The organism is Stenotrophomonas terrae (genome assembly GCF_039674165.1).
In the GTDB taxonomy this organism is placed as follows: domain Bacteria; phylum Pseudomonadota; class Gammaproteobacteria; order Xanthomonadales; family Xanthomonadaceae; genus Stenotrophomonas; species Stenotrophomonas terrae_A.
The window spans coordinates 53,571-72,670 of sequence record NZ_JBDJMY010000019.1 but is presented as its reverse complement, the minus strand read 5'-3'; the positions used below and the strand labels follow the sequence as shown (position 1 = coordinate 72,670).

The following is a 19,100-nucleotide window of genomic DNA, read 5'->3' as shown; positions in this document are numbered from 1 at the left end:
ATGCTCGGCAGGGGCTTTACCGCGAAGGCCCCTTGCCGAGCATGGCTCGGCACTACATGTCGGTTTTATTGGCAAGACCTCTGCCGAGCATGGCTCGGCACTACAATTGAAAAAAACCCGGGTTTTGCCCGGGTTTTTCCTTTTTCAGCACAACAGCAACAACACCGCTATGCGGTCTTGTCCTTGATCGTTGTGCTGGGCCCATTGCCCTTGACGCTGGTGATGCCCGCTTCACGCGCGGCCTGCGAGGCATACAGCTGGCTGCTGCCGATCACCTGGTGGTTGGCCGCTTTCAGATTGAAATGGTAGCGCCCGTCGCTGGCGGTCTTGCGCTCGTAATGCGCTTCGTCCGGGCTGTTCTTCTGCACTGAAGCGATGCCGTTCTCGGCCGCCGTGCGGGTGGTGTAACGCTCGCTGGTCAGGATGACCTCGGCGTTGCCTGCCTTGAGCACGAAATAGAACTGACCGTCGCTGCTCTTGTCCAACTCATACCAACCTGCCATCGCAATACCCCGCTTGAGGATGATGCCGGCACGCTGCCGCCCTGCTACCGCCGCCGCATGCGTGGCTGATGCCCGGGTGACCGGACGTTGGAAGCCGCGAGCTGCCGCGGCTACAGGTGCGACTCTACCTCAATCTTCTGTCCGTTCCAGCCAGGCCAATTTGCGCTCGCGTGGCAGCTGCTTGATCTGCCATTCCGCGCGGGACGCTGCCGAGCGGTCCGCGTAGGGACGGCTGGCCAGCACCCGCAGCGGCGGGTGCGCGCGGGTATAGCGCGCACCCTTGCCGGCAGCATGGGCCAGGAAACGGGCCTCCACATCGGTGGTGATACCTGCGTAGTAGCTGCCATCACGGCATTCCAGCAGATACAGAAACCACAGACCCTTCACCTGCCCCTGCTCCCTGCCAACTTACAGGCTGGCTGCGTCAGCAATCTTGCACAGGCCTTCGCCGACGGCTTTGTTCGAGGTCATCTGACCGCCCTTGATGCTGAAACGCACTTCCACGCGAACGCTGCCGTCAGGCTGACGACGCACGGTGGTGCGCAGCGGCACGGTCGAGCCGCCGCCACCGCGGACCGGATTCTCGGCAGCGATATAGCCGGTGGTCTCGTTCGGGTAAACACCTACCATGCCTTCGGCCTCGATCGCGGCCACGGTCTTTGCGAACGCAACCGGGTAGCTGACGCCTTCATGGTCGGTCGAGGCCAGGAACTGCTTGCCGGTAGTGAAACCACCGGCCACCGACAGGTTCTGCAGGCAGCCGCTGCCCGAGTCCACAACTTCCTTCTTGGCCAGGGCCAGCGTCGGCACCAGCATCAATGCCAGCGCCACGGTGCACATACGGGTACGCATCACTTCCTTCTCCTTGGAGCGGTGATTCATTAGGCTTCCTGCCAGAGAAGGTGCTCCCCCTGTCCCAACAGCAGGCGGGAGGCCTACCGCCCCCCGCCGGGTAAACTACTTGTACTGTCTGCTATGCGCCAGTGAAACCATCACTTGGTCGCTCAGGCCGCGGCTTCCAGCTGCACACGGCGGCGCGCACGTACCGCGTCCGCCAGGCGTTCCAGCACCTGCACGGTGCTGTCCCAATCGATGCAGCCGTCGGTGATGCTCTGCCCGTAGACCAGCGGTTGGCCTTCGACCAGGTCCTGGCGGCCGGCCACCAGGTGGCTTTCGACCATCACCCCGACAATGCGCTGCTCACCGGCTTGCAGCTGGCCGGCGATGTCGTCGATCACCTTGGGCTGGTTTTCCGGCTTCTTGCTGCTGTTGGCGTGGCTGGCGTCGATCATCAACCGCGCCGGCAGCTGCGATTTGGCAAGCACGTCACTGGCGGCCTGCACACTGGCGGCATCGTAGTTCGGGGCCTTGCCACCGCGCAGGATCACATGGCAGTCCGGGTTGCCCTGGGTGGCCACGATGGCGGTGCCGCCTTCCTTGGTCACCGACAGGAAGTGGTGCGGATGCGAGGCCGCGCCGACTGCGTCGGTGGCGATCTTCACATCGCCGGTGGTGCCGTTCTTGAAGCCGACCGGGCATGACAGCCCCGAAGCCAGCTCACGGTGCACCTGGCTTTCGGTGGTACGTGCGCCGATTGCACCCCAGGCCACCAGGTCGGCGATGTACTGCGGCGAGATCACATCGAGGAATTCCACGCCGGCCGGCAGGCCGAGGCGATTGATGTCACGCAACAGGCCGCGCGCCACGCGCAGGCCCTTGTTGATGTTGAAGCTGCCATCCAGGTCCGGATCGTTGATCAGCCCCTTCCAGCCCACCGTGGTGCGCGGCTTTTCGAAGTAAACGCGCATCACGATCTCCAGCTCGCCGCTGAGCGCATCGCGCAGCGGGCGCAGGCGCTGGGCGTATTCCATCGCCGCCACCGGATCGTGGATGGAACACGGGCCCACCACGACTGCGAGCCGGTCGTCCTGGCCGTGCAGGATGCGGTGCAGTGAAGCGCGCGCATCGGCGACGGTCTGCGAGGCCTGTTCATCACAGGGGAGCAACGACAACAGCTGTGCCGGCGAGGTCAGTGGTTCAAGCTTGCGGATACGTAAATCATCGGTATGGGGGGGCATGGGGGTCTCCAGTTCAAAACGAAGTGAATGGTTCTGCCCCAGCGAGGCGGCATGAAAAAAGCCGCCAGGTTCGCTGGCGGCTTTTCGGGAATGCATCTGAAAGTTTCTTCAGGGTAAGCGCAGTCCTTCCTCCGCCAGCGGCTTGGGAAAGTAATACCAAAAATAAAAGCTGGCGCGGGCTGCGTTCATGGGGAGCATTGATAACACGGTTTTTTGTGCGATGCGACAGTTTCAGCGGCAACAGACACTACCGCTGGCATGTTCAGCTTCCTGGCTCAACCAGCATCACCTCGCCATTCCAGCTGCCGTCGGGCTGCTGCACGAGGCTCAGTTCGGCCAGCCCCACGCCCTTGCCCTGCAGCGCCTGCAACCATGCCAGCACCGCAGCGGGCGCGCCCTCCACGCTTACTGCAACACGCTGATCCGGCCGCTGTTGTACCTGCCGCAGCGTCAGTCCCTGTTCGGCGGCCGTCGCTGACAGCATTGCTGGCAGTTGCTCGGCTTTCAGCGCGCCACGCAGATGTGCACCGGCCAGCAGACGAGGTGCATTGGTACGCAGATGCGCCTGCAACTGTTGCTCGGCAGCGGCGTTGGCGCGCGCCTGCTGCAAAGCGTGGCGTGTCGGCGACCACGCGCCGAACCAGAACGCCAGCAGCACAGCGAAAGCCAGCAATACCTGCAAGGCGATGCGGTCACGTGGCGCAAGCGCGGCCCAGCGCGTGCGCATCAGGTGTTGCACGCCGTTGCCGGTGCCGCTGCGTGTGGTGGTCGTGTTCATTGCGCCTGCCCCAGATTCAATTGCATTGCACCGTCATCGAGCAGGCTCGCCTTCATCTGTATTGGCTTGGCCCGCAGACGCTGCTGCAGTGATTCGAACGCAACGGCATCGCCGCCCTGCAATTGCAGCGTGAGCTCACCGGTGCGGGCGTCAAACCGCAGCTGCTGCACCTGCAGATCCGCCCCTTCCGGCATTGCTTCGGCGACGCTGGCCAGCAGCCCATCCAGACGTGTAGTCGACGCGCCCTGCTGCAGGTGCTGATCAAACTGCGCCTTCAAATTGACGATGCGGCGTTCTTCCGGGAACAAGCCCTTGTAGATGGATTCATTGACCTGCCGGTAACCGCCCGCCTGCTGCTGCAGCAACCAGATATGCAGGCCATCAAATGCCAGTTGCGCTACCAACACCGCCGCCAGCGCCCAGGCCACGGGCTTCCAATGGCGCAGATGCAGGCGCGATGCCGGCGCGAAGTTGCCCTGGGCAAGATCCAGCGCATGCGCGGTGCGTGCCACCATCCACGCCGGCAGCGCCACATCCAGGGCCTGCAGACTCACATCCGCGGCAAGCGCCAGCTGCGGGGTGACATCGCTGGCATGGAGTACCCGGCAGGGTCCCGGCAGCCGCTCCAACAGTGCCGGCAGCTGCGCGGGCGCCAATGCCAGCCGCAGCTCATCGGTGCCAGCCAGCAGGCAGCGGTTGTTGCCCCAGCACAGCGTGGTGACCTCATTGGGCAGCAGGTCGGCATCAACATGGATGGCACCGACCTGCGCGCCCTTGCCGCGCAGGTACTGCAGCCAACCCTCCAGCAGGCTGCGGTTGATCGCAACCACGCGTTGTCGCCCATCGCTCAAGGTTTCACCCAGCGCCAGATGCAGGTCTTCCACGTCCTCGGCCAACAAGGGCTCGACCGCATACGGCAATGCCTTGCGCTGCCAGTGCGCATTGCCTGCCGGCAGGTTCACCGCGCAGCTGGCCACATGCTCAACCGGAACGATCAAGGCAATGGCGCGGCCCTTGAGCCTTGCCAGGGCATCAACCAAGGGCAGCCGTGCGGTCTGCTGGCCGTCGCTCCAGGTCACCTGCAGGTCGTCATCCAGGTGCGTATTGCACCAGGCGGGCAGGAACAGGCATGGCAATGCCGGCGGCGACTTCATCGATCTTTCTCCGGAAAAACAGGGGGAACCAGCTGGCGGGCAACCACCCGGGCGGCGCCAGCATCACGCTGCAGCACACTGAGCAGGCGCAGGCGCCGCTCGCCGATGGCAACCTCGCTGCTGGCCTGGAACCAGTTGCTGCTGACCGCCAAGCCACTTCTGGCGACCTGCCTGCGTTGCAGCAGCGGCTGCGCGAGCAGGCCATCGACGCTGGCAAAGCCCGAGCCACCGCGTGCATCGGCCAGCCGCCGGCCATCGCCCAGCGCAAGCCCATCGGCAAGGCTGGCCAGAACCCAGGGGTCGGCGGTATTGAGATTGAGCGTGGCGCCGGCCGGCAACGCGCTGACGTGCGGCAACAACCGTTGATACGCCGCCTCATCGAAACCTGCGAGCAGGCGCAGCTCGCTGACATCGCGCAGCGCGCGCCGCGCGGGCTGGTAGGCAGGCTCTCGGCGGTGGTAGCTGCGCTCGGCCTGCAGCCGGATTGCATCCGGTGCCAGTGCCGGTGCGATCCACGCCACCACCTGCCAGGCCAGCTGCGGATCCAACTGCAGCAGCACCAGCAGCCGCTGCAGGCGGGCGAAGGCATCCGCATCCACCTGCCCGCCCTGGACCACGCTGTTGAGATTGAAGCGCCCGCTCAAGTCGTCGATGGACACGCTCAGGCCGCCGCCTTCCACCGGGTAGAGCGGCAACGGTTGCGCCCAGGCCTCGCCGCGGTGATCGGTGGCGCTGGCTTGTCGCAGGTCCGCCGCCAACAGCGCGATCGCCAACTGCTCACCACCACGCGCGTACTGCCAGGCCTGCCGCGCATGCAGCTGGTTGGCGATGCTGCGGATCGACAATTGCTGGCGGGTGACCAGTGCCGCGCAGACGGTGGCGGCCAGCGCCACCACCAGCAGCACGGTGATCAGGGCAACCCCGTATTGCCTGCGCTTCACGATGGCCGCCCGCTTGTCGCGCCATCGGGCAACACCAGCACGCGCCGCAGCGCACCGAAACGCGGGTGCTGCAGCCGCAGCTCCAGCGCGCGCGGCAGTGGCTGGGCATCGTTGCCATGCCATTGCGTGCGCCACACCCCTTGCCGGTCCAGGTAACGCCACTGCACGCCGCTGACGTCCGGCAGCACAACCTGGCGTTGCGCTGTTGCGCCGTCGGCACGGTCCAGCACCGGCCAGTATTCGCGCGCCAGCACCGTGCCGTCCTGACGCCAACGCACGCGTTGCAGCTGGGCACGCGGGGCCGCCAGCGGATTGCCCCAGCCGGCCCGCGTCCATTGCAGGCCCTGCCCGTCCGGATCGCTCCAGAACGCGGGTTCCTCGCTGCCGTCGGCATCCAGTACCGGGCGTTCCAGCGCCTGTTCGACATCCCGCTCAAGGCTGCTCATGGCGCGTACGAGCTGTCGCAGCTGCTGCTCCTGTTGGCGGGTCTGCGCATCCACGCGCACCGCGCTGAGCAGCAGGCGATGGCTGGCAATGCCGACCAGGGCGAAGATCGCCACGGCGACCAGCACTTCCAGCAAGGTGAAGCCGGCAACGGCGGTCCGCTTCAACGGCTGACTCCAACGAAGCCGCTCAGGCTGACCCCGCCATCCTCGCCGCCGGCATCGCTGACCCGTATCCGCACCAGCCGCAGCTGCGGCTCGGCGGTGGCCTGGATGTCGCGTACCACACGCCAACGGCGTCCGCCCTGCTCGACGATGTCATCGTTGATGCCCGGTTGCGCGACGCCCTGCAACTGCAGTTCGGCCAGCGTGGTATCGGCGAGCCAGCCCGCCAGCGCACGGTTCTCCAGCACGCGTGCATTGCGTACATGCCGTTGCAGAGTGGCATGCACCATTGCCGCGACCACCGCCAGCACCGCCAATGCCACCATCACCTCGAGCAGGGTGAATCCACGCGCCTGCCTCATGGCGTTGAAACCTGCTGCACCTGCAGCTCGCTCATACCATCACTGTCGATCCGGTACACCAGTCCATGCCTGCTGGTGTCCTTGATGCGGGCGCTGAACGGCGTCCACTGTGCCGAAGACGACAGCACGATCTGCGGCGCCGCGTCGGCAGCGGGGCTGGCAGGCAGCGCTACCGCTGCACCTTCCAGCAACAGCTGCAGCTGCAGGTTGTCCGGCAGTTGCCGTGGCACCCAGCCGGGCTGCGCATGCCAACGTCCATCGCGGTTGTCATAGGCGCGCATCTCATAGCCCTGCGCGCTGAGGCGGATGCCGTACTCACGGTTGTCCAGCACCGCCTCATCGGCAAGCAGGTGCACCACCGCCGCCAGGCGCTCGGCCTCTTCACGCAATGCATAGCCGTCGCCGCGTGCGGTAGCGACCAGCCCCACCGCCGCCGCCAGCACGCCGACGATCACCACGACCACCAGCACTTCAACCAGGGTGAAGCCGCGCGCCCGCACCACGATCAAAGGTCCCGGCTGTCCAGGTCTGCGTCCAGTCCCTGCCCGCCTTCGCGGCCATCGGCGCCATGGCTCCACAAGTCGTAGCCGCCCTTGCTGCCCGGTGCCAGGTACAGATACGGGTTGCCCCAGGGATCAACCGGCATGCGTGCCAGGTAGCCTTCCGGGTTCCAGTTGTCAGCGCCGGTTGGCGGCCGCTGCACCAGCGCTTCCAGGCCCTGCTGGGTATCGGGATAGCTGCGGTTGTCGAGCCGGTACATCTCCAGCGCAGAACCAATCGCCTTCAGGTCGCCACGCGCGACGGTGACCTTGGCCTGGTCCGGCCGCCCCATCACCTTGGGCACCACCAGCGCGGCGAGAATGCCGATGATCACCACCACCACCATGATCTCGATCAGGGTGAAGCCGGCCTGGCGTCTTGCAATTGCACTCATCACTGTTTCAACCCACTAGTTGGTTCAAGGACATGATCGGCAGCAGGATGGCCAGCACGATCAACAACACCACCACGCCCATCAGCACCAGCATGAAGGGTTCGAACAAGCCGACCAGCAGCGCGATGCGCGCGGCCAGATCGGTTTCCTGGTTGCGCGCGGCACGGGCCAGCATCGCGTCCAGCTCACCGGATTTCTCGCCTGCGGCGACCATGTGCAGCAGCATCGGCGGCAGCGGCGTGTGCTGCTCCAGCGCACGGGTCAGGCTGCCGCCTTCGCGCACGACCAGCTCGGACTGCAGCAGGCCGACCTTGATGCATTGGTTGCCAACTACCTGTGCGGCAATGCGCAGCGCTTCCACCAAGGGCACGCCACTGCGCGCCAGGATGGCCAGGGTGGATGCAAAGCGGGCAGTATCCAGATCCCGCAGCAGCAGGCCGAACAGCGGCAGCTTCAGCAGCCCGGTGTCCCAGCGCAGGCGGTTTTCCGGCTGCTGCAGCGTCCGCCACAGCAGCACTCCGGACAGGACCAGCAGCGGCAGCAGCCAGGGCCCCCAATGGGTGACTGCGTTGCTGGTGGCCACCAGCGCGCGGGTAAGCCAGGGCAGTGCCTGGCCGGAGTCGACGAATACATCGATCACATCCGGCACCACATAGCCGAGCAGGAAGCCCACGATCAGGCTTGCCACCACCAGCAGGATCAGCGGATACAGCAAGGCCAGCTGGATCCGCTGGCGTGATTGCTGGCGCTGTTCGGTGTAGTCGGCCAGTTGCTCCAGCACCACGCCCAGATGGCCGCGCTCACCGGCGGCAACCATGCTTCGGTAGATCGTGGGAAAGGCGCGCGGATATGCGGCCAGCGCTGCGGCCAGGCCATGGCCTTCCAGAATCCTGCCGCGCACCGCCAACAAGGTCGCGCGTATGCGCGGTTTGCTGGTCTGTGCAGCCACCGCACGCAGCGCCTCCTCCACCGGCAAGGCGGCCTGCACCAGCGTGGCCAGCTGCCGGGTCAACAGGGCCAGATCGCTGCTGCCGATACGGCCACCGCCGCTGGCCGTGGTACCTGCATCACGCGCAGCCGCCGCTTCCACCTGCACCGGCGCAAGATTGCGCTCACGCAACTGCTGCCGCGCCTGGCGGGCACTGTCTGCCTCCAGCACGCCCTTGTGGCGACGGCCATCAGCCGACAGTGCCAGGTACTCGAACGCCGCCATCAGCGCGCCCCCTGCTGCGGATCACGACTCACAGGTCGCGCCCAACCCGCAGTACTTCTTCCAGCGTTGTCACACCGTCCAGCACCTTGGCGCGGCCGTCGTCCAGCATCGACGGGCCCTGCAGCCGCGCCTGCGCCAGCAGCTCGGCTTCGCCGGCGCCAGCATGCACCAGCGCACGCAGCTCGGGACCGAACTCGACCAGTTCGTAGATACCGGTACGGCCGCGATAGCCCTGGCCATTGCAGTGCTCACAGCCCACTGGGCGGAACAGCAGCGGCCGCTGCCAGGGCTCCATGTCCAACTGCGCACATTCGGCGGTGGAGGCCGGCGTCACCACCCGGCACTTCGGGCACAAACGGCGTACCAGCCGCTGTGCCAGCACGCCAAGCAGCGAGGAAGACAGCAGGAACGATTCCACGCCCATGTCCAGCAGGCGCGTGACCGCACCCACCGCGCTGTTGGTATGCAGCGTGGACAGCAGCAGATGGCCGGTAAGCGAGGCCTGCACGGCGATGCGTGCGGTTTCGTTGTCGCGGATCTCGCCAACCATCAATACATCCGGATCCTGCCGCAGGATGGCGCGCAGGCCACGCGCGAAGGTCATCTCGATACGGCTGTTGACCTGGGTCTGGCCGACGCCATCGAGGTGGTACTCGATGGGATCTTCGACGGTCAGGATGTTGCGCTGGCGGTTGTTGATGGCACGCAGGCCGGCATACAGGGTGGTGCTCTTGCCGGCACCGGTGGGGCCGGTGACCAGCACGATGCCGTGCGGGCGGCACAGCATGGACTGCATCACCCCGACATCGCGCACGCGCATCCCCAGGTGTTGCAGCGACAACTTGCCGGACTGTTTGTCCAGCAATCGCAGCACCACCCGTTCGCCATTGGCCGCGGGCAAGGTGGAAACACGGATATCCACCTCGCGCCCGCCTACCCGCACCGAGATGCGGCCGTCCTGCGGCAATCTTTTTTCGGCGATATCCAGCCGCGCCATCACCTTGATGCGCGATACCAGCAAGGCCGCCAGCTCGCGCCGTGGCTCCACCACGTCGCGCAGGATGCCGTCCACGCGGAAGCGCACCACCAGCCGCCGCTCGAAGGTTTCGATGTGGATGTCGGAGGCGTGTTCGGCCAGCGCTTCGCCAAGTAATGCATTGATCAAGCGGATGATGGGCGCATCGTCCTGCTGCTCGAGCAGGTCCTCGACCTGTTCCAGGCCCTCCACCAGGCTGGCCAGATCCATGCTCTCGCCGAGCTCGTCGGCCATGCTCATGGCACTGCCGGAGTCCTGTTGATAGGCCTGCTGCAGCAGCTGCTCGAACGCTTCATCAGCCACCGTGTGCTGTGCCAGCGGCCGCCCGCCGATGCGCTGCGCCTCGGCCAGTGCACTCATCGTGGCATCGGCGCGGCAGACCATCCGTGCATCGCCGTCGTCAAGCAGCAGCACGCCATGGCGGCGCGCAAACGCAAACGGCAAACGCGCCACGGGCACGCCGCCAGCCGCCGCCGGCGTTGCCGTGAGCTCGATTTCAACCATTGATACCTGCAAGGTGACATCACTGCGCGGAGCGATGTCACACTTCCCCCTGAAGATTTGTGCCGGAAAAATGCCACGTTCTAGTCAGAAAGGTGTGATTGCGCCGTCGCTTTCCGGATGCTCGTCACAAATTTGCAGCTGTTTGCATCGCCTCTCTTACGGACGCAGCTAGAGTACCGGCTTCGCAAAATCTGTCATTGCGAATACAGGGGAAAACCAGAGACCTTGGCGCTACGTTGCCCGAAAAGAGCAGCGGGCTTCCCCTTGTGCGCGCTGTTTTTGCCAGGGCGGTTTTTGCCAGGGGAGATGCCGTAACACCGATGTTCCAGTCTGATATTTCCAAACTGCTGCCCAGGGTCGTCGCGATCCTCATCACGCTTTCCGGAGCGGCTGCCTTGTCATGGCAGGCGCGCCAGATCTATCTGCAGATGCGCCAGCTGCCGGCCAGCGCCGATGTGGCGCCGCCGCGCGCGCCTGCGCTGTCGCCGCAGATGCTGCAGCGGCTGTTCGGCAGCGCTACTGCAACCGCCAGCGCTGCCGATCTGCAAGGCACGCAGCTGCAGGGCTGCATCGTCGCCGCCGACCCGCAGCAATCGCAGGCACTGATCCGCATCGTAGGCCAGGGCGCGGTCAACGTGTTCACCGGCGAGGAGTTCCTGCCCGGCGTAGTGCTGCAGCAGGTTGCCCATGACCATGTGTTGTTCAGCCGCAATGGCAGCACCGGCAGGCTGGACTTCCCGAGCGCTCACGCCAGCACCGCCGTGTTGCCTGCAGGCGCCGCCGAATGATCACCTCCTCTGTGCGCATTGCGCTGCACCGCTTTGTATTGCTGGCCGCGCTGCTTTGGCCACTGGCCAGCAGCGCCGCGCCGGCCAGCGCTTCCCCCCAGCAATGGAGCATCAACATGAAGGACACGGATATCCGTGACTTCATTGGTGCCGTGGCCAACATCACCGGCGACACCTTGATCATCGACCCGCGCGTGGTCGGCGAAGTCAGCGTCAGCACCCAGGAGCCGATGAGCCTGCCGGAAGTGCGGCGCCTGTTCCTGTCGGTGATGACGATCCACGGTTTTGCGGTGATCGAGGAAGACACCCAGACCCGGGTGGTGCCCAACGATGAGGCGCATGTGTTTGCCGATGGCCGTGGCCGCGGCGCGGATGCGATCGAGACCCGCGTGCTCACGGTGCAGCACAGCGTTGCCACCGAGCTGCTGCCGATGCTGCGACCGCTGGTTCCGGCCAACGCACATCTGGCTGCGGTGCCCACCTCCAATTCGCTGATCATCAGCGACCGGCGCGGCAATATCGCCCGCATCGAGGCACTGCTGCGGCAGCTGGATGCGCCCAAGCTGCATGGTCATGCCGACTACGAGGTGCAGTTCGCCAGCGTGGAGAACCTGCAGAAGCTGCTGCAGGCCAGCCTTGGCGCGACCAGCGCAGGCTCGGCCACCAAGGTGCTGGCCGACACCCGCACCAACCGCCTGCTGATCTTCGGCCCGGAGCAAGCCCGCCAGCGATTGCTGGAACTGGCGCGCTCGCTGGACGTGGATGCGCCCCGTTCCACCACCACCCAGGTGATCCGCCTGCAGCACGGCGATGCCAAGCAGATGGCGCAGACCCTGGGCGCCATCGGCGATTCGATCAAGCAGGAAGGCGATGACAAACAGACCCAGACCGGCACCCTGATCCGCGCCGATGAAAGCCTCAACGCTGTCGTCATCCACGCAAAGCCCGAAATGCTGCAGGTACTGACCGACATCGTCCGGCAGCTGGACATCCCGCGCTCGCAGGTACTGGTGGAAGCGGCCATCGTCGAGATCTCCGGCGACATCGAAGACGCGCTCGGCGTGCAATGGGCGCTGGATGGCGGCTCGCGCAGCAACGGCGTGGGCGGGGTCAACTACAACAACACCGGGCTGTCGATCGGCACTCTGCTCAGTTCGCTGGCCGCCGGTACCACGCCGACATCGCTGCCTTCAGGCGCCATTCTCGGCATCGGCAACAGCAACTTCGGCGCACTGGTGACCGCGCTGTCGACCAATTCCAAGAACAACCTGCTGTCCACGCCGACGCTGCTGACCCTGGATCACGAACCGGCGGAAATCCTGGTTGGGCAGAACGTGCCGTTCCAGACCGGCTCGTACACCACCACCGGCGATGGCACCAGCAATCCGTTCACCACCATCCAGCGCCAGGACATCGGCGTGACCCTCAAGGTGACGCCGCATATCAACCAGGGCGGCACGCTGCGCCTGGAAATCGAACAGGAGATCTCCTCGCTGGCGGCAACGCCCGCAGGCATCACCTTGTCCGATGTGATCACCAACAAGCGCTCGATCAAGAGCACCATCCTGGCCAACGATGGGCAGGTGATCGTGCTCGGCGGCCTGATCCAGGATGACGTCACCCATACCCGCGCCAGCGTGCCCTTGCTTGGCAGCATTCCCGGCCTGGGCAGGTTGTTCAGCTCCACCAGCGACACCCGGGTCAAACGCAATCTGATGGTGTTCCTGCGCCCGACGGTGATCCTCGGCCAGAGTGCAGCCAGCGACATGAGCGAGCGCAAGTATCTGGATCTGCGGCAAACGCCCAGCGCGCACGGCAAGTACGCCAATCCTTTACCTCCCTCGCCCGAACAACTGTTCGATCGCGGCCAGGGAGCTTCTGAACGTGGCGGCACGCGGACACCCGATCGCTGACACGTTCATCCACGAGCAGCCCAGCCACCGGTTTGGGGCCGGAACGGGCTGTTCGGTTTCACCGCAATAGTTCAAAACAAGGGGAGAACTACTTGAACAACGCAATCAACCTGCGCGCGCTTGCGCTGGCAATGAGCATGGTGCTGCTCGCAGCATGCGACAAAAGCGAAGCACCGGCAGACAAAGAGACTGGCAGCGGCAACGGCGGCGACACCTCGGTGCCGGTTGTACCCGACCCGCCCACCGATGAAGGCAACGGCGACACCGGCTTCGGCAACGATATCGATGTAGGCGGCTCCGGTGGCGATGGCAACGGCGCAGGCACTGGCGGCGAGGCTGGCAGCGGCGGCAGTGAAGGCGGCAATGGCGGCGAAACCATCCCTCCGGTGCCACCGACACCCGAGCCTGAGCCCGAACCCACGCCTACCCCTGCCGACCCCTACCCGGAGCCCACTTCGGCCCGCTATGACGAAGTGGACCTGAAGGGTTTCTACGACATCGATCCCAGCGGCGCGGTGCGCGCGGTACGCAATGACCTGGTTGGCTCGCTGCCGGCGATGATCCAGTTCGGCCAGAGCCACACGGTCGACCCCAGCGGCAATGAAGCCAAGAACATGCCACGCCTAACCACCGAGCGCGAAGCCCTGCTGCTGGTCACCCCGGATCCATCGCTGAAGGATATCGACGCGCTCAACGTGACCGTCTCGGTGGATGGCACGGTGATGGGTACCGCACAGCTGCTCCACCCCAATTCCATGTACCGCTCGGACTACAACAACACCGACGGCCGGCCCGACTACAACTATTCCCGCCGCGCCTGGACCACGCGCCTGCCGTGGGATTGGGTAAAGCCCGGCATGAGCCTGAGCATCACCGACGACAAGGCCCGCAGTGGCAGCCTTGCTGCCGACAAGATCGATTTCGGTGCGCCGGCCGAGCTGGTGGTGCACAACATCCGCCTGGGCATGCTCACCGACCCACCGGCTGAAACCGATGCCTTCTGGCTGCTGAAAAACCCCGAGCAGGGCGCAGCGGATTACTTCCAGACCATCCCCGCCGCACGCATGACCGTGGCCTATTACGAGCCGATGAAGCTGGACAAGGTGATGGTCGCCAACGGCACCATCTACGACACCGCCAGTACCGGCGAAGGTGGTGTATATGCCGGTGACATGCGCGAGAACACCGGCAAATCCACGGTCAGCGTCGGCATCAACCTGGCCAACTTCGGTGCCACCGCCTCCGGCATGGCCGGGCAGTCGCAGCCGCAGTGGTTCCAGAACGTGGTGGCGCACCACGCCGTCGGCATGTACAGCAACGGCAAGCAGAGCCATGGCCTGAGCGGCGGCAACGGCATGCTGACGCTGTACTCCACCAGCGGCAATGAATTCAGCCACGAGATCGGCCATCACTACGGGCTGGGCCATTACCCGGGCCAGTCCGGTGACAACTACTTCCTGTCCGGCCACCACCACGACAGCGGCTGGGGTTACATCGCCTACCGCAAGCGCATGCGTGCCAATTTCCATTGGCGGCAGGCCAAGAACGGCGCCCTGAACGGCATGCCGATCTATGACGACACCTACAGCTTTGCCACCGACGCAATGGCCGGTGGTGGTTTCTCCAGTGCACTGTCGCGCTATACCCATTACACCGGCTACAGCACCAAGATCGCCATCCAGCCGCGCTTGAACAAGCCGGTGCCCTCGCAGAGTTCGGCGACCGGCTACCTCGGCTGGAATGCGAACACCCGTCAGATGGAACCGGTAACCGGCAAGGTGCCGACCAGCAAGGAATTGTTCTTCAACTCGCCGGACGGCAACTACCTCAAGCCACGCCTGGTCGGCACACCGGTGTTCACCGTGCTCGGCGGCTACGACCCCAGCACCGGCAAGGCGCTTTTGTACCCCGCATTCCGTGGCAACTGGGGCAATGTGTTCGACCTGCCGACACCGATCGACAACGCCAGCACCCGCCAATGCTGGCTGCAGGTGAGCTTTGCCGGTGGCAGCAGCAAGCGTATTGCAGTAGCCCCCACCGTGCTGCAGACCAACTCGGTCAACAAGCTGCACGTCAATCTGGCCCAGGCCGATAACCCGCAGCAGGCCAGCCTGCAATGCCAGGAACCCGGAGCGGCAGCCAGCACGCTGGCAACGATGAGCTTCCCGCAGAACCTGCCGCCGATGAAGGCACCGGTGGTGGTCGGCAAGGAAGCCGGTTACAGCGCCCTGCGTGCGGTGGAAATGCCCGAGCTCGACCAGCTGTTGATCGCCGCCGGTGGCAAGCCACTGGTCAACCTCGGCAGCCGCGGCAACCTGCTGTATGCCAGCTGGGGCAACAACCCCACCGGGCTGTCCGCCGATGCCAAGCAGGTGCGTGATGCCTACATCGCCCAGGAGAACAAGGCCACCCGTCTCAACCGCTGGATGAACCGCTACCGCAGCGATCTGCAGGGCAGCAACAACACCGCCGCGGTGGAAGCACTCAAGGCCCTGCTGGACACGCTGGGCCTGCGGCAGACGCCATTGCTGCCGGCCGCGCAGCCGATGCTGGTCACCAACAGCAAGCATTGCCTGAAGACCGAACAGGTGGACGGCAAACCGGCGGTCTACATCGCCGACGCAAGCACCTGCACCGGCGCCGACAACGAGTTGTGGATGGCCGACCTGCGTGGCGCCATCCACAGTGCGGCCAACCCGGCACTGTGCCTGGCCGGCAACGGTGGCAACAACGGCGCGGTGACCTTGAACACCTGTGATCGCACCCTGGATGCGCAGATGTTCGACCTGAGCGCACTGCCGAAGATCGGCCGCAACAACAGCTGCCTCGATCTGTCCGGTGGCTTCCTCACCAACGGCCGCGGCAAGCTGATCACCTACTCGTGCACCAACGGCGTCAACCAGCGCTGGAACGGGCTCAGCGCCAACGACAACGCACTGCTGACGCTGCTCAGTCCCAACAACCTGGTTGTGCTGCGCGGTTTGAACATCCAGTAATCCGCACCTGCCCGGGGCCTCGTGCCCCGGGCTATTCCATCCGCCAATGAAGCCATCAATTCCCTCCCTGCCGCTGCTCGCCTGGATCGGCATCTGTGCCTGCGCCGCCTTCGGCAATGCGGCCCTGGCGCAGCCGGCTGCAGCGACGCAGCGGCCGCCGCTGTACGCCACCAGCAACACCCAGTCACTTCGTTTGCTGGCCACCTTCGTACACCCGCAGGCCGAACGCTCGCTGGCAGTGCTGCAGCAAGCCGGCGCGGCATCACAGACCCTGCATATCGGCCAGGACATCGGCAACGGCCTGCGCGTGCACAGCATTGCCCGCGACCACATCGTGCTCGCCCGCGGTTCACAGCTTTCAAGCCTGCGCCTGCTCGGCCAGGGTGCCGCACGCAAGCAACCGGTGCGTGCAGCCGCGACCGCGACACCGGCAACACGAGCCGGCAAGGGCGATACCTCCGCCACCTCCAACGGCGGCGTACTGCTGCGCGCCGATAATATCGATGCGGTGCGCGCGGCCTGCGGCGATAGCGCCACGATGGCCGCCCTGCCCGATGCGCAGAAGGCCGAACTGGCCGCGCTGGGACTTTGCAATACGCCTTGAGTTCGCCTTGAGTGATGTGATGGCCGGACATGCGATGGACGGTTCAGCACTGCAGCGCATAATGTTGGCTGGTCCCACGCCGTATGGTCATCCGATGAACGACACCACCGCCGAACCGCTGCAGATTGCCTGCCCGCATTGCAATGCGATCAACCGCGTTCCCGCTGATCGTCTGTCACAGGCACCGTCCTGCGGGCGTTGCCATCAGGCCTTGTTCAACGCCGCGCCGATTGCATTGAGCGCCGCCAGTTTCGAAGCGCATGCCAGCCGCTCACAGATTCCACTGCTGGTGGATTTCTGGGCCAGCTGGTGCGGGCCGTGCCGGCAGATGGCACCAGAGTTCGCCAAGGCCGCCGTGCAACTGGAGCCGCGCATGCGCCTGGGCAAACTGGACACCGAGGCAGAACCGGCCATCGCCAGCAGCTACAACATCCGCAGCATTCCAACGATGGTGCTGATCCACGGCGGCCGCGAGATAGCCCGGCAGTCCGGCGCGATGCCAGCCAGCAGCATCGTGCAATGGGCAAACAGCCACCTGTAGTGCCGGGCCATGCTCGGCAGAAACCTTCCCAGCAATGCATCAGCCTGTAGCAACGGCACTGTAGTGCCGAACCATGCTCGGCAGAGGCCTTCCCAGCAATGCATCCGCCTATGTAGGAGCGACGTAAGCCGCGAAGCCGGCACCGCTTGGAAGGCCCCCAAAGCACCCCTCCCCAACCCTCCCCTTCGCTGCGCGAAAGGGAGGGAGCCTGTAGTGCCGAGCCATGCTCGGCAGAGGCCTTCCCAGCAATGCATCCGCCATGTAGGAGCGGCGTAAGCCGCGAAGCCGGCAACACGCGAAAGGCCCCAAAAGCCAACCCCTCCCCAACCCTCCCCTTGCCTTCGGCAAAGGGAGGGAGCAAGACAAAACAAAACCCCGCCTTGCGGCGGGGTTTTGTGTACTACAAGCAGCGATGAGGCTGCGGCGGACTTAGAAGTCCATACCGCCCATGCCACCCATGCCGCCCATTCCGCCGCCGCCCATGGCCGGCTCGTCCTTCTTCGGAGCTTCGGCGACCATGGCTTCGGTGGTGATCATCAGGCCAGCGATCGAGGCTGCGTTCTGCAGCGCCGAACGGGTCACCTTGGTCGGGTCCAGGATGCCGAATTCCAGCATGTCGCCGAATTCGCCGGTGGCGGCGTTGTAGCCGAAGCTGCCGGTACCTTCCTTGACGCGGTTGACGATGACCGACGGCTCTTCACCGGCGTTGGCAACGATTTCGCGCAGCGGCGCTTCCATCGCGCGCAGGGCGATCTGGATGCCGTGGTTCTGGTCTTCGTTGTTGCCCTTCAGGCCAGCCAGTGCGGTGACAGCGCGCACCAGGGCGACGCCGCCGCCCGGGACCACGCCTTCTTCGACGGCTGCGCGGGTAGCGTGCAGGGCGTCGTCAACGCGGTCCTTCTTTTCCTTCATTTCGATTTCGGTCGAAGCACCGACCTTGATCACGGCAACGCCGCCGGCCAGCTTGGCAACGCGTTCCTGCAGCTTCTCGCGGTCGTAGTCCGAAGAGGTTTCTTCGATCTGGGCCTTGATCTGCTTGACGCGGGACTCGATGGCAGCGGTATCGCCGGCGCCGTCGATGACGGTGGTGTTTTCCTTGGAAACCTGCACCTTCTTGGCGCGGCCCAGGTCCTTGATGGTGGCCTTTTCCAGCGACAGGCCAACTTCTTCGGAGATCACGGTGCCGCCGGTCAGCACGGCCATGTCTTCCAGCATCGCCTTGCGACGGTCGCCGAAGCCCGGTGCCTTGACGGCCACGACCTTGACGATGCCACGGATGGTGTTGACCACCAGCGTAGCCAGCGCTTCGCCTTCGATGTCTTCAGCGATGATCAGCAACGGCTTGCCGGCCTTGGCGACGCCTTCCAGCACCGGCAGCAGCTCACGCACGTTGGAGATCTTCTTGTCGTGCAGCAGGATGTACGGGTCTTCCAGGTCAGCGGTCTGCGACTGCTGGTTGTTGATGAAGTACGGCGACAGGTAGCCGCGGTCGAACTGCATGCCCTCGACGACGTCCAGCTCGTTTTCCAGACCCGAACCTTCTTCAACCGTGATCACGCCTTCCTTGCCGACCTTCTGCATCGCTTCGGCAATGATGTTGCCGATCGACTCGTCCGAGTTGGCCGAGATGGTGCCGACCTGGGCAATTGCCTTGTCGTCGGTGGTGGGCTTGGAGATGTTCTTCAGCTCGGCGACGGCGGCGATGACAGCCTTGTCGATACCGCGCTTGAGGTCCATCGGGTTCATGCCGGCAGCAACGGCCTTGGCGCCTTCGCGGATCAGGGCCTGGGCCAGCACGGTGGCGGTGGTGGTGCCGTCGCCAGCGTCGTCATTGGTGCGCGAAGCAACTTCCTTCACCATCTGCGCGCCCATGTTCTCGAACTTGTCAGCCAGTTCGATTTCCTTGGCGACGGACACGCCGTCCTTGGTGATGGTCGGGGCGCCGAAGCTCTTCTCGAGCACGACATTGCGGCCCTTCGGGCCCAGGGTTGCCTTGACGGCATTGGCGAGAACATTGACGCCGCGCACCATGCGCGAACGAGCGTCTTCACCGAAACGAATATCCTTGGCAGCCATTGTCTTGAAACCTCGGGAATGGGGATTGGAAAATAGAAAAGGGGTAAATCAGCAGCGGTGCTTCGAGGACG

General features: G+C 64.9%; 20 protein-coding genes. 6 read left to right on the top strand and 14 right to left on the bottom strand.

Annotation, left to right across the window (positions count from 1 at the left end; genetic code table 11):
* Window positions 1–187, top strand: a 187-nt coding sequence (locus ABE493_RS10740) for a hypothetical protein (protein ID WP_346498910.1), incomplete at its 5' end; no start/stop codon positions are given.
* Here ABE493_RS10740 and ABE493_RS10735 read toward each other — a convergent pair.
* The 13 genes from ABE493_RS10735 to gspE form a co-directional block, all read right to left on the bottom strand.
* Entirely contained in the window at window positions 168–503 is a 336-nt protein-coding gene (locus ABE493_RS10735) for a YegP family protein (RefSeq protein WP_346498909.1), read from the bottom strand. The genes ABE493_RS10740 and ABE493_RS10735 overlap by 20 nt on opposite strands.
* 129 nt (window positions 504–632) lie before the next feature.
* Window positions 633–890 carry a GIY-YIG nuclease family protein gene (locus tag ABE493_RS10730; protein ID WP_346498908.1) on the bottom strand — a complete coding sequence of 86 codons (258 nt, stop codon included), beginning with the start codon at window positions 888–890 and terminating at the stop codon, window positions 633–635.
* Window positions 891–911: 21 nt separating this feature from the next.
* On the bottom strand, window positions 912–1,385 hold the full coding sequence (locus ABE493_RS10725; protein ID WP_346498907.1) for a hypothetical protein: 474 nt from the start codon (window positions 1,383–1,385) through the stop codon (window positions 912–914).
* Window positions 1,386–1,507: 122 nt separating this feature from the next.
* A complete protein-coding gene (locus ABE493_RS10720) occupies window positions 1,508–2,581 on the bottom strand; it encodes a 3-deoxy-7-phosphoheptulonate synthase (RefSeq protein ID WP_346498906.1) in 1,074 nt (357 codons plus the stop codon).
* A gap of 262 nt (window positions 2,582–2,843) precedes the next feature.
* Window positions 2,844–3,359 (bottom strand): type II secretion system protein GspM, encoded by a 516-nt coding sequence (gene gspM, locus ABE493_RS10715; protein ID WP_346498905.1) that lies wholly within the window; start codon window positions 3,357–3,359, stop codon window positions 2,844–2,846.
* Complete coding sequence (gene gspL / locus ABE493_RS10710; protein WP_346498904.1) at window positions 3,356–4,513, bottom strand: type II secretion system protein GspL; 1,158 nt, start codon at window positions 4,511–4,513, stop codon at window positions 3,356–3,358. Before gspL ends, gspM begins: the two co-directional genes overlap by 4 nt.
* Window positions 4,510–5,454: a type II secretion system minor pseudopilin GspK gene (gene gspK, locus ABE493_RS10705; protein ID WP_346498903.1), complete on the bottom strand. Its 945-nt coding sequence runs from the start codon at window positions 5,452–5,454 to the stop codon at window positions 4,510–4,512. Before gspK ends, gspL begins: the two co-directional genes overlap by 4 nt.
* Window positions 5,451–6,065, bottom strand: coding sequence for a type II secretion system minor pseudopilin GspJ (gene gspJ, locus ABE493_RS10700; protein WP_346498902.1), 615 nt, complete (start codon window positions 6,063–6,065; stop codon window positions 5,451–5,453). Before gspJ ends, gspK begins: the two co-directional genes overlap by 4 nt.
* Window positions 6,062–6,424 carry a type II secretion system minor pseudopilin GspI gene (gene gspI, locus ABE493_RS10695; RefSeq protein WP_346498901.1) on the bottom strand — a complete coding sequence of 121 codons (363 nt, stop codon included), beginning with the start codon at window positions 6,422–6,424 and terminating at the stop codon, window positions 6,062–6,064. The genes gspJ and gspI overlap by 4 nt, the downstream gene beginning before the upstream one ends.
* Complete coding sequence (gspH, locus tag ABE493_RS10690) at window positions 6,421–6,927, bottom strand: type II secretion system minor pseudopilin GspH (RefSeq protein WP_346498900.1); 507 nt, start codon at window positions 6,925–6,927, stop codon at window positions 6,421–6,423. Before gspH ends, gspI begins: the two co-directional genes overlap by 4 nt.
* Before the next feature lie 2 nt (window positions 6,928–6,929).
* Entirely contained in the window at window positions 6,930–7,358 is a 429-nt protein-coding gene (gene gspG, locus ABE493_RS10685; RefSeq protein ID WP_057626832.1) for a type II secretion system major pseudopilin GspG, read from the bottom strand.
* Window positions 7,359–7,365: 7 nt separating this feature from the next.
* Window positions 7,366–8,571 carry a type II secretion system inner membrane protein GspF gene (gene gspF / locus ABE493_RS10680; protein WP_346498899.1) on the bottom strand — a complete coding sequence of 402 codons (1,206 nt, stop codon included), beginning with the start codon at window positions 8,569–8,571 and terminating at the stop codon, window positions 7,366–7,368.
* Between the two features lie 28 nt (window positions 8,572–8,599).
* Window positions 8,600–10,111: a type II secretion system ATPase GspE gene (gene gspE / locus ABE493_RS10675; RefSeq protein WP_346498898.1), complete on the bottom strand. Its 1,512-nt coding sequence runs from the start codon at window positions 10,109–10,111 to the stop codon at window positions 8,600–8,602.
* A 320-nt stretch (window positions 10,112–10,431) separates the two neighbouring features.
* On the opposite strand from gspE, the gene ABE493_RS10670 reads away from it, so the two are divergent.
* The 5 genes from ABE493_RS10670 to trxC all read left to right on the top strand — a co-directional run bounded on the left by ABE493_RS10670 (window position 10,432) and on the right by trxC (window position 16,953).
* Window positions 10,432–10,899: a type II secretion system protein N gene (locus ABE493_RS10670; protein ID WP_346498897.1), complete on the top strand. Its 468-nt coding sequence runs from the start codon at window positions 10,432–10,434 to the stop codon at window positions 10,897–10,899.
* On the top strand, window positions 10,896–12,812 hold the full coding sequence (gene gspD / locus ABE493_RS10665) for a type II secretion system secretin GspD (protein WP_346498896.1): 1,917 nt from the start codon (window positions 10,896–10,898) through the stop codon (window positions 12,810–12,812). The genes ABE493_RS10670 and gspD overlap by 4 nt, the downstream gene beginning before the upstream one ends.
* A gap of 92 nt (window positions 12,813–12,904) precedes the next feature.
* Complete coding sequence (locus ABE493_RS10660) at window positions 12,905–15,808, top strand: M66 family metalloprotease (RefSeq protein ID WP_346498895.1); 2,904 nt, start codon at window positions 12,905–12,907, stop codon at window positions 15,806–15,808.
* Window positions 15,809–15,854: 46 nt separating this feature from the next.
* Window positions 15,855–16,412 carry a type II secretion system protein N gene (locus ABE493_RS10655; RefSeq protein ID WP_346498894.1) on the top strand — a complete coding sequence of 186 codons (558 nt, stop codon included), beginning with the start codon at window positions 15,855–15,857 and terminating at the stop codon, window positions 16,410–16,412.
* A gap of 61 nt (window positions 16,413–16,473) precedes the next feature.
* Entirely contained in the window at window positions 16,474–16,953 is a 480-nt protein-coding gene (trxC, locus tag ABE493_RS10650) for a thioredoxin TrxC (protein ID WP_430980761.1), read from the top strand.
* Between the two features lie 429 nt (window positions 16,954–17,382).
* Here trxC and groL read toward each other — a convergent pair whose 3' ends face one another.
* Complete coding sequence (gene groL / locus ABE493_RS10645; protein WP_346498893.1) at window positions 17,383–19,029, bottom strand: chaperonin GroEL; 1,647 nt, start codon at window positions 19,027–19,029, stop codon at window positions 17,383–17,385.
* Between the last annotated feature and the right edge of the window lie 71 nt (window positions 19,030–19,100).